Here is an 11,957-nt window from a genome sequence, read left to right on the forward strand (position 1 = left end):
CGGCGGCTGCGGGGCGGCATCCGCGACGTGGAAGCGGCTCCGGAGCTGGTCGACCTCCTCGACCTGACCCAGGAGGAGCTGGCGGAACGCGTCATGGCCATCCTGGGCGCCTGCCGCTCCTACGCGGATGCTGTGGGGGCCGCTGACGTCTGACGCTGAGCCGCGGCCGCCCTCAGATCCGGGTCATGCCCTCCATCGCCGTCCGCATGGCTACCAGCCGCTCGACGGCCGTCCTGCGGGCGGCGGCCAGCCGGTCGGGCGTGCCGACCGGCTCGACGGCCTCGAGGTAGACCTTGAGCTTGGACTCGGTGCCGGACGGTCGCACGATGACGCGGGACCCGTCGGCGAGGAACCAGCGCAGCCCGTCGGTGGGCGGGAGCCCCCCGTCGCCGCGGGACAGGTCGTCGACCTGGGCGACCGCCACCGCCCCCAGCTCGCGCGGTGGCGCGGAGCGCAGCCGCTCCATGACCGGAGGGATCTGAGCGAGGTCGGCCACCCGGACCGAGAAGGCGTCGGTCGCATACACGCCGACGTCGACGGCGATCTCGTCGAGGACGTCGAGCAGCGTGTGGCCCTCGACCGCGAGCGCCGCGGTGAACCAGGCGAGGAGCAGGGCGGCGCTGACGCCGTCCTTGTCGCGAACGATGTCGGGCGCCACGCAGTAGCCGATCGCCTCCTCGTAGCCGTACCCCAGGCCCGGGACCCGCGCGATCCACTTGAACCCGGTGAGCGTCTCCTCGTGGCGGAGCCCGGCCGACGCGGCGAGCGCGGACAGCACCCGGGACGACACGATCGAGCACGCCACCACGGCGTCCGGCGCGAGCCCGCGTCGCAGCGAGGCGGTGAACAGCAGAGCACCGAGCTCGTCTCCGCGCAGCATCCGCCAGTCACCCTGATCGAGCACCGCGGCGGCGCACCGGTCGGCGTCGGGGTCGTTGGCGATGACGACGTCGGGGTGGACCTCACGCGCGACGGAGATCGCGGCGTCGATGGCGCCCGCTTCCTCGGGGTTCGGGAAGCTCACCGTGGGGAAGTCCGGATCCGGAACCGCTTGTGTCGCAACGGTTATGGGCTCCGGCAGGCCGGCAGCCGCAAAGACGCGCCGCACGGTGTCATCCCCCACTCCGTGCAACGAGGTGTGCACGACTCTGACGTTGGTGGGGGAGTGCGGTGGCAGCAGCGCGGCTACCCGCTCGACGTAGGCGTCCTGCACCTCGTTCCCGAGGTTCTCCCACCCATCCTCGGCGAGAGGCAGGTCGCGGACCGACGCGACGGCGGCGATGTGCGAGGCGATCTGCGCGTCGGACGGCGGCACGATCTGGCTGCCGTCGCCGAGGTAGACCTTGTAGCCGTTGTCCTGAGGCGGGTTGTGGCTCGCAGTGACCATGACCCCCGCGTCGGCGCCGAGGTGCCGGATCGCGAAGGCCAGCACCGGAGTCGGCAGCGGTCGCGGCAGGATCGAGGCGCGCCCCCCGGCGCCGACCACGACGGCCGCGGTGTCGCGCGCGAAGACGTCCGAGTTGTACCGCGCGTCGAACCCCACGACGACCATGGGCTCCGGGATGCCCCGCTCGGTCTGCAGGTAGGCGACGAGACCCGCCGCCGCACGCAGGACGACGGCGCGGTTCATCCGGTTGGGTCCGCCACCGAGCGCGCCTCGCAGACCCGCCGTGCCGAACTCGAGCGTCCCGGCGAACCGGTCCGCGAGGTCGACGGCGGCCTCGAGATCGCCCTCGTCCGCGGCGGCGAGGAGGCTGGTCAGCTCCCGTGCGGTGACCGGGTCGGGGTCGTCGTCCACCCACGCCCGGACCCGCGAGCCGAGGTCGTCCTCCGTCATCACGCCACTCGCTGCACGACGTCGGCGAGCAGCCGACCGCATCGTTCGGCGGCGGCCTGTCCGGCCTCGATGACCTCCTGGTGCGACAGCGGCTGGTCGGAGATGCCGGCGGCCAGGTTGGTCACCAGCGAGATGCCGAGGACCTCCAGCCCGACGTGCCGGGCGGCGATCGCCTCGAGCGTCGTCGACATCCCGACGAGGTCGCCGCCCATCCGCTTGGCCATCTGCACCTCGGCCGGCGTCTCGTAGTGCGGCCCTCGGAACTGGACGTAGATGCCCTCGTCCAGGGTCGGGTCGACCTCGTGGGCGATCGCGCGTAGCCGTGCGGAGTAGAGATCGGTGAGGTCGACGAAAGTCGGTCCCTCCAGCGGGGACGCGGCGGTGAGGTTGATGTGGTCGCTGATGAGGACCGGCGTCCCGGGGCCCCAGGCCAGGTTGAGCCCGCCGCAGCCGTTCGTCAGGACGATGGTCGAGCAGCCGGCCGCCTTGGCGGTACGGACCGCGTGCACCACGGCGCGAACGCCCCGGCCCTCGTAGAAGTGGGTACGCGTGCCGTAGACCAGTGCGCGCCGTCCAGTGTCACCGATGGCGACCGACCGCATACTCCCGCTGTGTCCGGCGACGGCTGCGGCGTGGAAGCCGGGTACGTCGGCATTGTCGACGGTCGCGAGGGTCGGCCCGATGAGGTCGGCGGTCTGGCCCCAGCCGGACCCGAGGACCAGGGCCACGTCGTGGGTCGCCGCACCGGTGCGCTCGGCGATGACGGTGGCGGCGGCCTTGGCGACGTCGAAGGGGTCGATGCCGGGGTCGTTGAGGTCCACACTCACGCAGGCACCCTAGCGGCGAAGCCGCGCCCCCCTCCGATGGTTGGATGGAGGCGTGAAGGGGCAGCCCACGTCGGTCGTCGTCCTCGGCGGCGGCCCGGGCGGGTACGAGGCGGCGCTGGTCGCGGCACGGCTCGGGGCCTCGGTCACGGTGGTCGACCGCGACGGCCTCGGCGGTGCCTGTGTGCTCACCGACTGCGTACCGAGCAAGGCCCTCATCTCGACGGCCGGCTTCGTCACGAACCGCGCCACCGGCGGAGACCTCGGGGTGGGCCTGGCCGACGCGAGCGTCGACCTCGCGACCGCCAACCGCCGAATCCTCGATCTCGCGGAGGCCCAGAGCAACGACATCGCGGCGCGACTCACTGGTGACGGCGTGCGGATCGTCCGCGGCACCGGGGCCCTGCTGGGGGCCGGCGCGGTCCGGGCCATGGGTGTCGACGGGACCGCCGAGGACCTCGACGCCGAGGTGGTGCTGCTCGCCACCGGTTCGACGCCGAGAACCATGCCGACTGCGCAGCCGGACGGCGAGCGGATCCTCACCTGGCAGCAGATCTACTCGCTCACCGAGCTGCCGGAGCACCTTGTCGTCGTCGGGTCCGGCGTCACGGGGGCCGAGCTGGCCCACGCCTACGTCGGGCTCGGCGCTCGGGTCACCCTGGTCTCGTCGCGCGACCGGGTCCTGCCCGGCGAGGACGCGGACGCGGCCACCGTCATCGAGGACGTGTTCCGGCGCGACGGCATGGAGGTGCTCGGCCGGTCCCGGATGGCCGGCGTCCAGCGGACGGCCGACGGGGTATGCGTGACGCTCACCGACGGTCGGACGGTGCTCGGCTCGCACGCGCTGCTCGCCGTGGGCTCCATCGCGCAGACCGTGGGACTCGGGTTGGTGGAGAACGGGATCGCGCTGACCGAGTCCGGCCACATCGAGGTCGACGGGGTCTCGAGGACCTCGGTCCGAGGCGTGTATGCGGCGGGGGACTGCACCGGCGTTCTGCCCCTGGCCTCGGTGGCGGCGATGCAGGGGCGGATCGCCATGTCGCACGCGTTGGGCGACGCTGTGGCCCCGCTCCGGCTTGACGTGGTGAGCGCCAACGTCTTCACGTCGCCGGAGATCGCCACGGTCGGGATCACCCAGAACGAGGTCGACGACTCTCGAGGCGCCGCTCGCTCGGTGCTGCTTCCGCTGGCCACCAACGCGCGCGCCAAGATGGACCGGTTCACGCACGGGTTCGTCAAGGTGTTCGCGCAGCAGGGGAGCGGAACGGTGCTCGGCGGTGTTGTCGTCGCGCCGCGCGCCTCCGAGCTGGTCTACCCGCTGACCGTCGCCGTCCAGAACCATCTCAGTGTCGACCAGCTGTCGAGCACCTTCACCATCTACCCGTCGATGTCGGGCTCGATCGCCGAGGCGGCACGGCGCCTCCACCGGGCAGCAGGTCAGCCCTCGGGGTGATTCCGGCGCAGGTCCGGGTCGTTCTCCTCGGTGTAGCGGATCTCCGCGTCGTCCTCGTGGGCCCACCGCTCGCGGCGGCTGTCCGAGACCCGCCGCCGGATCCATCGCATCAGCGGCCAGAGGATGGCCAGGATGACGATGAGGATCAATAGGTTGTTGACCGAGAACCCCTCCCACGGCGTCTGGTCCGCAGAGCTGAGCAGGGGCATACGCCGATGGTAGGCGTCGGCCGAGCGGCCGGATGCGGGTGCGCGGACTAGGGTCGAAACGGCGGCCGCGACGACGTCCGGCCGTCGGCCGAACCAGGAGGGACAGGCGCGATGAGCAACGAGAGCTTCTTCGACAAGGTCAAGGACTTCATCACCGGGCATCCCGAGCAGGCCGACCAGGGCCTGGACAAGGCCGAGCAGGTGCTCGACGAGCGGACCGGCGGTCAGTACACCGAGCAGATCGACAAGGGCGACGACGTCGTCCGCGAACGGCTCGGGCTCCCGGACGACGAGACCACCGTCCCGGAGCCCCGCGACCCGCAGGCGGTGCCGGGCGAACCGACGCCCACCCCCGGAACGGCCCCGGAACCACCCACGGTCCCGACGCCTACGGTCCCGACGCCCACGGTCCCGACGCCCACCGAGCCGACGACGACACCGCCGACCCCCAGCCCGGACCCGGTGCCCACGACGCCGCCCGAGACCGTCCCCGAGGCCGCGCCGGACACCACGAGCACCGATCCGGCGCCGCGGGCCTGAGCGTCGACTCGTCCACCACGATCCGCATCTCGACGCCGTTTCGAGTGCTCAGAGCACGAGGCTCCCACCAGAACGTGCGTCTCGACGTCCCATCGAGCGCGGCCAGAACGGTCAGGTGTCAGGCGTCCTTGATCTCGGCCAACACGCTGCCGCTGGTCACGGTCGCCCCGATCTGAGCGGTCAGGCCGGACACGACGCCGGCCTTGTGGGCGTTGATCGGCTGTTCCATCTTCATCGCCTCGAGCACGACGACGGTCTGACCCTGCTCGACCGCCTGCCCCTCCTCCACGGCAATCTTGACGATGGTGCCCTGCATGGGCGCGGTCAGCGCGTCACCGGACACTGCCGCCCGGCCGGAGCCGCCACCGGCCCGTCGGGGGGCCTTCTTGCGGGCGGCGCCGCCGGCACCCCCGCCACCTCCGCCGAGCGACAGCTCGGCCGGCAGCACGACCTCGATCCGTTTACCGCCCACCTCGACGACGACCGCCCGGCGTTCAGCCGGCTCGGCACCGTCGGCCGGCACACCCGCATACGCCTCGATGGTGTTGTCGAACTCCGTCTCGATCCAGCGCGTGTGGATCGTGAACGGCTCGTCGGTCGTGGGCGCGAACGCCTCGTCGCGGACCACGGCCCGGTGGAACGGCAGCACGGTCGGCATCCCGTCGACGACGAACTCGTCCAGCGCGCGGCGTGACCGCTCGATCGCCTCCTGGCGGGTCCGTCCCGTCACGATCAGCTTGGCCAGCATCGAGTCGAACGCGCCGCCGATGACGTCGCCCTCGACGACGCCGGAGTCGACCCGGACGCCGGGGCCGGACGGCGGGAGGAACCGGACCACGGTGCCCGGTGCCGGCAGGAAGTTGCGGCCGGCGTCCTCGCCGTTGATCCGGAACTCGATCGAGTGGGCGTGCGGTTCGGGATCGTCGTAGCCGAGGGGCTCGCCGTCGGCGATGCGGAACTGCTCCCGCACCAGGTCGACGCCGGTGACCTCCTCGCTCACCGGGTGCTCGACCTGGAGCCGGGTGTTGACCTCGAGGAACGAGATGTCGCCGTCCGGGCCGACGAGGAACTCACACGTGCCGGCGCCGACGTAGCCGGCCTCCGCGAGGATCGCCTTGGACGCGCGGAGCAGCTCCGCGTGCTGCTCCTCGCTGAGGAACGGCGCCGGCGCCTCCTCGACGAGCTTCTGGTTTCGGCGCTGGAGCGAGCAGTCGCGCGTGGAGACGACGACGACGTTGCCGTGCTGGTCGGCGAGGCACTGAGTCTCGACGTGGCGCGGCTTGTCGAGGAACCGCTCGACGAAGCACTCGCCGCGACCGAACGCGGTGACCGCCTCGCGGACCGCGGAGTCGAACAGGTCGGGGATCTCCTCGATGGTCCGGGCCACCTTGAGCCCGCGGCCGCCACCGCCGTAGGCCGCCTTGATGGCGACCGGGAGCCCGTGCTCCTTGGCGAACGCCACCACCTCGTCCGGCCCGTCGACGGGGTCGGCCGTCCCCGGCACCAGGGGAGCGCCGGACTTGAGCGCGATGTGGCGCGCCTTGACCTTGTCGCCGAGCGCGTCGATCGCGGCCGGCCCGGGGCCGATCCACGTCAGCCCGGCGTCGAGGACCGCCTGGGCGAAACCGGCGTTCTCGGCGAGGAACCCGTAGCCGGGGTGAACGGCGTCGGCACCGGACTTCGCGGCGACGTCGAGGAGCTTCTCGACGACGAGGTAGCTGTCGCCGGGGGTCGAGCCGCCGAGCGCGTAGGCCTCGTCCGCCACCGTGACGTGCAGGGCGTCGCGGTCGGGTTCGGCGTAGACGGCGACCGAGCCGATGCCCGCGTCCCGACAGGCCCTGGCGATGCGTACGGCGATCTCCCCGCGGTTGGCGATCAGCACCTTCGAGATCGGCATGGCCGGAGCCTAACGGGTGCGCAGACGGCCCTGACCGGCTCCCGGAGGGGGCCACGGGAGACGTCGGTCACGGCCGCTCAGCACTCGCTTGACGGCCAGTCGAGCCCTTGGTTGGGGGTGGAACGGCAGTCAACAGGCCTGACTGGCAGTCAAACTGGGGAGGGGCCGGGACGGTCAGGCTCGCGGTATGCCGCGCAGGACCTTGTCGAGGGTGATCGGGAGGTCGGTCACCCGGGCCCCGGTCGCGTCGAACACCGCGTTGGCGACCGCGGCACCGACGCCGGTGATACCCACTTCACCGGCCCCGATGACGCCCTTGGGCATGGCCGGGTCGGGGTCGTCGAGCACGTGGATGGCGATGTCCGGGACGTCGGCGTGGACGGGGACGTGGTAGTCGGCCAAGGTCGCGCTCATGATGCGTCCGGTTCGCGGGTCGATGAGGGTCTCCTCCGTCAGCGCGAGCCCCAGGCCCATGACGATGCCGCCACGCAGCTGGCTGGCGAGGGTCTTGGCGTTGAGGACGCGACCGACGTCGAAGGCGCCGACCCACCGGGCGACGCGCACCTCGCCGGTGTCGCGGTCGACGTGCACCTCGCAGAAGTGGGCGCCCGACGCCGCGCGCACCCACCTCCGCTGGTCGCGCAGGGTCCGGGCGAGGAACCGCACCTGCCCGGCCATGGCCCGCATACCGGAGTCGGCGCCGACCGACACCTCGACGTGGTCGTGCCCGGTGCGCCGGAGCGCGTCGGCGAGGGGCTCGCCGTCGCGGCCACCCCAGCGGCGGACCCGCCGCCGGATCTGGGAGGCGGCGTCGACGATGCTGCCCGCGACGCTGGCCGCCTGGGCGGAGCCGCCGGCCCCGGGCGCGATCGGCAGCTCGGTGTCGCCGTACTCGACCCGCACCGCGTCGTAGGGCACGCCGAGCTCGTCCGCGACCACCTGTGCCTGCACCGTGGCCGTGCCCATGCCCATCTCGTGGAACCCGCACCGCAGCCGCGCGGTGCCGTCGGCGTCGAGCCGCAGGGTGAGGTTCGCGACGAAGATCCAGGCCGGGTGGTAGGCCAGGGCCATTCCGTACCCCACCGAGACCGAACCAGTATGCCTGGACTGCCTTTCGTGCCAACCGAACTCGCGAGCGCCCAGGTCCATGACCTCGCGGATCCGGCGGTGCGAGTACGCCCGTCCGTGCATCGGGGAGACGTCCGGCTCGTTGCGGAGCCGAAGGTCCACGGGGTCGATGCCGACGTCGTGCGCCAGCTGGTCCATCGCGGACTCCATGGCGAAGGAACCCACGGACTCGCCAGGCGCCCGCATGGCGGTGTTGGGCACGAGGTCGAGCTCGACCACCGACGAGCTGAGCGCGATCGCCGGGGCGTCGTAGAGGTCGCCGGAGGCGCCGACGACCTGGTCCGGACTGCCTCCCATGGGCGAGGTGCGCATGACCGCCTCGTGGATGAGGGCGGTGAGACGACCGTCAGGGGTGGCCCCGAGGGCGACCCGCTGGGTGGTCGGCGTCCGACCACCGACGGTCCGGTAGACGCCCTCGCGGGTCAGCGCCATCCGGACCGGACGCCCGGTCGCCCGGGCGGCCATGACGGTCAGCAACGTGCCGGACCACACGAACCCCTTGGCGCCGAACCCGCCACCGACGAACGGCGCCAGCACGCGCACCTTCTCCAGCGGTACGTCGAACCGCAGCGCCAGGTGCTTGCGGAACCAGTCGATGTTCTGGGCGGCGTCCCAGACCGTGAGCGAGTCGCCGTCCCAGACGGCGGTCGTCGCGTGGGGCTCCATCGCGTTGTGGTTCTGGGTCGGGGTGGTGAACCGCAGGTCGACGCGGTGCGGCGAGGTGGCCAGGGCCGCCGTCGCATCGCCCTTGCGGCCGCTCACCGTCGGCATCCCCAGCGACTGGCTGACCGGAGTCGCGTGGGCCTGCTCGGTGGCGAAGTCGACGTGGGCCGGCCGCTCGTCGTACTCGACCACGACGAGCGAGGCGGCGTACTGGGCCGCCTCCAGCCGGTCCGCGACGACGACCGCGAGCGGTTGGCCGTCGTAGTGGATCTCGTCGGTGTTGAGGTAGGGGACCCGGCTCCCGACCACCATGGTGCTGAGGTCCATGAGGCTCGCGCGGCGCGGCGCGGCCAGCTTCGGGGCGTTGTGGTGCGTCAGCACGGCGACCACGCCCGGATGCGCCTCCGCCCGCGAGGTGTCGATCCGGCGGATCCGGCCGCGGGCGATCGTGGCGTGGACCAGCACGGCGTGGGCGATGTCCGGGACCTGGTACTCCGCCGAGAACGTCGCGGACCCGGTGGCCTTGGCGGTCCCGTCGGCCCGGTCGAGCGGGCGGCCGACCCACGGCCCGGTGTCGGCCGGAGCAGCAGTGCGGTCGGGTACGCGGGTCGGCGCCGTGGTCGGGACGGCGGACGAGGTGGTCATGCCGTCACCCCCTCGTCGCGCAGCCGTCGCAGCACGGCGACCACGGTTCGCAGCGTGAGGTCCAGCTTGAACTCGTTGCCGGGCAACGGTTTCGCGTCGGAGAGCTCGGCGTCGATCGCCGCGGCGAACGCCTCGTCGGTCGGTTCGGCACCGAAGAGCAGCGACTCCGCGGCGGCGGCCCGCCACGGCTTCGGAGCCACACCACCGAGGGCGAGACGCGCGGTGGTGATCCGGCCGTCCTCGACGCCGAGGACCGCCGCCACCGAGACGAGGGCGAACGCGTACGAGGCGCGGTCGCGGACCTTGCGGTACCGCGAGGAACCGGCCGGCGGTGGCGGGAGGACGACGGCAGTGACCAGCTCGCCGGGAGACAGGACGGTCTCGATCTGCGGCGTCTCCCCGGGCAGCCGGTAGAGGTCGGTCACGGCTACCTCGCGGACCCCGGTTGACGAGGTGAGCTCGACGCGGGCGTCCAGGGCAGCCAGCGCGACGGCCATGTCACTGGGGTGGACGGCCACGCAGTGGTCGCTGGCGCCCAGCACCGCGGCATACCGGGTGAACCCCTCGCGGGCGGCGCAGCCGGAGCCGGGCTCGCGCTTGTTACAGGCGGTCGTGAGGTCGGTGAAGTAGGGGCAGCGGGTTCGCTGCAGGAGGTTGCCGCCGACCGTGGCCATCGAGCGGAGCTGTCCCGAGGCTCCGGCCAGGATCGCCTGCGAGAGCATGGGGTACCGAGTGCGGACGAGCGGGTGATGGGCCAGGTCGGCGTTCGTCACGACGGCGCCGACGCGCAGGCCGCCGTCGTCTGTCTCCTCGACCTCGGCCAGCGGCAGCCCAGTGACGTCGATCAGGCTGTCCGGTGTCTCCACGCCGCGGCGGACGAGGTCCACCAGGTTGGTGCCGCCGCCCAGGAACCGCGCGTTCGGACGTTCGGCGACCAGGGTCACGGCCTGGGCCACGTCGGTCGCCCGTTCGTAGTCGAAGGGCCTCATGCCGACACCCCCGCCGCCTGGTGGTCGACGACCGACTCGATCGCGTCGACGATGCCGTTGTAGGCGCCGCAGCGGCAGAGGTTCCCGCTCATCCGCTCACGGATCTCGTTGCGGGTCAACGTGGGCGAGACGGCGACGTCGTCGGTGACGACGCTGGGGGCACCGCGCTCGTGCTCGGCGAGCATCCCGATGGCCGAGCAGATCTGCCCCGGCGTGCAGTAGCCGCACTGGAGCCCGTCGAAGTGGACGAACGCGTCCTGCAGGGGATGCGGGCCGACGCCCTCGATCGTCGTCACCTCGCGGCCGTCGTACTGGACCGCGAGCGCGAGGCAGGAGACGATCCGGCGGCCGTCGACGAGGACGGTGCAGGCTCCGCACGCGCCCTGGTTGCAGCCCTTCTTCGTGCCGGTGAGATGGAGGTCCTCGCGCAGGGCGTCGAGGAGACTCACCCGCGGCTCGAGCTCCAGCGTGGTGGGCACGCCGTTGACGACGAGCCGGACGGAGCGGGGCGCCGGTGGGGCGGTGGAATCGGTCATCTGCCAGTCTCCCGTTTAACGCAACGACGTTCTGTTTCGATGAGCGGTACGCTAACGCAACGTCGTTGCGCTAGCAAGGGGAAGGAGGGGGACCGGTGCCGAGCGATCTCGCGTCCCCGTTCGTCCGGGCCCGCCGCCCGGAGCACAAGCAGCAGCGGCGCGACGCGATCCTCGAAGCGGCCCGCGACCTTGCCGTGCGCCGCGGCGTGCGCACCATCACGCTGGGCGACCTCGCCGACGCCGTCGGCCTGGCCAAGTCCAACGTCGTCCGCTACTTCGGGACCCGTGAGGAGATCTTCGTCGAGCTGTGCCGCGACGAGAGCCTCGTCCTGCGCGACGCGCTCCTGCCCCGGCTCGCCGACGTCACCGAGGAGACGCTACCGGGGGTGCTCGCGGGCACCCTGATGGAGCACGAGCTGTTCTGCGAGCTGGTCAGCCAGCTCACCACCCACCTCGAGCACAACGTCTCGTACGCGGCGGCCGAGCGCCTCAAGATCTCCTCGACGTTCGTCATCGGCGAGCTGGCGCGAGCCCTGGCCGCCCGACCGGTCGGGCTCGACCCCGACCAGGCCGCCCTCCTGATCAGCGCGACCTCGCAGATCGGGGCCGGGCTGTGGTCGGCCTCGCGACCGTCCGAGGTGGTGCTGGAGGTGTACGCCGCGCACCCCGAGATCGTGCCGAGCGGGTCGGTGCGAGCCACTCTGGAACGCCTCGTGGCCGCCCTGGCCGTCGGCCTGCGAGCGGAGCCGCCGATGAGCGCGACCGGCGCGGCGCGGCATACGGTAAAGGCATGACCACCGTTCCCACTGTCCCCCTGAACACCCCTACCGGCACGGTCCCGATCCCCCAGCTGGGCTTCGGCGTCTGGCAGGTGCCGGAGGACGAGGTCGTGCCCGCTGTGGCGAAGGCCCTGGAGGTCGGCTACGAGCACATCGACACCGCCGCGATGTACGGCAACGAGAGCGGCGTCGGCCAGGCCGTCACGGACAGCGGCCTCGGCGACAACGTATGGCTCACGACCAAGCTCAACAACAACGCGCACGGGTTCGACCTCGCGATGAAGGCGTTCGACGCCTCGATGGACAAGCTGCAGCGCGAGGTGCTGGACCTCTACCTGATCCATTGGCCGCTCCCGAAGACCGACCGCTACCCCGAGGCGTGGAAGGCCATGCAGGCCCTGCGCGACGACGGCCGGATCACGACGATCGGGGTCTGCAACTTCCAGATCCCGCACCT

Annotated in this window: 11 protein-coding genes; 4 read left to right on the forward strand and 7 right to left on the reverse strand. The window is 72.1% G+C overall.

All coding sequences use genetic code 11. From position 1 onward, the window contains the following. Positions 1 to 172 precede the first annotated feature (172 nt). Positions 173 to 1,837 carry a phospho-sugar mutase gene (locus VIG79_RS14425; protein ID WP_331886859.1) on the reverse strand — a complete coding sequence of 555 codons (1,665 nt, stop codon included), beginning with the start codon at positions 1,835 to 1,837 and terminating at the stop codon, positions 173 to 175. After that, positions 1,837 to 2,664, reverse strand: a complete 828-nt coding sequence (locus VIG79_RS14430; RefSeq protein ID WP_331886861.1) for a purine-nucleoside phosphorylase — start codon at positions 2,662 to 2,664, stop codon at positions 1,837 to 1,839. The genes VIG79_RS14425 and VIG79_RS14430 overlap by 1 nt, the downstream gene beginning before the upstream one ends. A gap of 52 nt (positions 2,665 to 2,716) precedes the next feature. Here VIG79_RS14430 and VIG79_RS14435 point away from each other — a divergent pair, with 52 nt between their 5' ends. After that, the gene (locus VIG79_RS14435) at positions 2,717 to 4,114 is read left to right on the forward strand and encodes an NAD(P)H-quinone dehydrogenase (protein WP_331886863.1); all 1,398 of its coding nucleotides are present in this window, start codon (positions 2,717 to 2,719) and stop codon (positions 4,112 to 4,114) included. On the opposite strand, the gene VIG79_RS14440 is transcribed toward VIG79_RS14435, so the two are convergent. After that, entirely contained in the window at positions 4,099 to 4,323 is a 225-nt protein-coding gene (locus tag VIG79_RS14440; protein WP_331886865.1) for a hypothetical protein, read from the reverse strand. The two genes, VIG79_RS14435 and VIG79_RS14440, sit on opposite strands and share 16 nt — an antisense overlap. 111 nt (positions 4,324 to 4,434) lie before the next feature. Here VIG79_RS14440 and VIG79_RS14445 point away from each other — a divergent pair, with 111 nt between their 5' ends. Then, positions 4,435 to 4,863: an antitoxin gene (locus VIG79_RS14445; protein ID WP_331886867.1), complete on the forward strand. Its 429-nt coding sequence runs from the start codon at positions 4,435 to 4,437 to the stop codon at positions 4,861 to 4,863. A gap of 118 nt (positions 4,864 to 4,981) precedes the next feature. On the opposite strand, the gene VIG79_RS14450 is transcribed toward VIG79_RS14445, so the two are convergent. The 4 genes from VIG79_RS14450 to VIG79_RS14465 all read right to left on the reverse strand — a co-directional run bounded on the left by VIG79_RS14450 (position 4,982) and on the right by VIG79_RS14465 (position 10,721). After that, on the reverse strand, positions 4,982 to 6,760 hold the full coding sequence (locus tag VIG79_RS14450) for an acetyl/propionyl/methylcrotonyl-CoA carboxylase subunit alpha (RefSeq protein ID WP_331886869.1): 1,779 nt from the start codon (positions 6,758 to 6,760) through the stop codon (positions 4,982 to 4,984). Between the two features lie 174 nt (positions 6,761 to 6,934). Beyond that, positions 6,935 to 9,196 (reverse strand): xanthine dehydrogenase family protein molybdopterin-binding subunit, encoded by a 2,262-nt coding sequence (locus VIG79_RS14455; protein WP_331886871.1) that lies wholly within the window; start codon positions 9,194 to 9,196, stop codon positions 6,935 to 6,937. Further along, complete coding sequence (locus VIG79_RS14460) at positions 9,193 to 10,185, reverse strand: xanthine dehydrogenase family protein subunit M (RefSeq protein WP_331886873.1); 993 nt, start codon at positions 10,183 to 10,185, stop codon at positions 9,193 to 9,195. Before VIG79_RS14460 ends, VIG79_RS14455 begins: the two co-directional genes overlap by 4 nt. Beyond that, positions 10,182 to 10,721 (reverse strand): 2Fe-2S iron-sulfur cluster-binding protein, encoded by a 540-nt coding sequence (locus tag VIG79_RS14465; RefSeq protein WP_331886875.1) that lies wholly within the window; start codon positions 10,719 to 10,721, stop codon positions 10,182 to 10,184. The genes VIG79_RS14460 and VIG79_RS14465 overlap by 4 nt, the downstream gene beginning before the upstream one ends. Positions 10,722 to 10,816: 95 nt before the next feature. On the opposite strand from VIG79_RS14465, the gene VIG79_RS14470 reads away from it, so the two are divergent. Both VIG79_RS14470 and VIG79_RS14475 read left to right on the forward strand, forming a co-directional pair. Then, positions 10,817 to 11,515: a TetR family transcriptional regulator gene (locus VIG79_RS14470; protein ID WP_331886877.1), complete on the forward strand. Its 699-nt coding sequence runs from the start codon at positions 10,817 to 10,819 to the stop codon at positions 11,513 to 11,515. Next, the coding region (locus VIG79_RS14475; protein ID WP_331886879.1) for an aldo/keto reductase at positions 11,512 to 11,957 on the forward strand (446 nt) is incomplete at its 3' end. The genes VIG79_RS14470 and VIG79_RS14475, both read left to right, overlap by 4 nt.

This window comes from Lapillicoccus sp. (assembly GCF_036559105.1).
GTDB lineage: Bacteria > Actinomycetota > Actinomycetes > Actinomycetales > Dermatophilaceae > Lapillicoccus.

Bases quoted from the DNA above. Each gene is read 5' to 3' on its own strand.
- VIG79_RS14450 (WP_331886869.1), bottom strand. From the start codon at position 6,760: ATGCCGATCTCGAAGGTGCTGATCGCCAACCGCGGGGAGATCGCCGTA.
- VIG79_RS14445 (WP_331886867.1), top strand. From the start codon at position 4,435: ATGAGCAACGAGAGCTTCTTCGACAAGGTCAAGGACTTCATCACCGGG.
- VIG79_RS14460 (WP_331886873.1), bottom strand. From the start codon at position 10,185: ATGAGGCCCTTCGACTACGAACGGGCGACCGACGTGGCCCAGGCCGTG.
- VIG79_RS14425 (WP_331886859.1), bottom strand. From the start codon at position 1,837: ATGACGGAGGACGACCTCGGCTCGCGGGTCCGGGCGTGGGTGGACGAC.
- VIG79_RS14455 (WP_331886871.1), bottom strand. From the start codon at position 9,196: ATGACCACCTCGTCCGCCGTCCCGACCACGGCGCCGACCCGCGTACCC.
- VIG79_RS14440 (WP_331886865.1), bottom strand. From the start codon at position 4,323: ATGCCCCTGCTCAGCTCTGCGGACCAGACGCCGTGGGAGGGGTTCTCG.
- VIG79_RS14465 (WP_331886875.1), bottom strand. From the start codon at position 10,721: ATGACCGATTCCACCGCCCCACCGGCGCCCCGCTCCGTCCGGCTCGTC.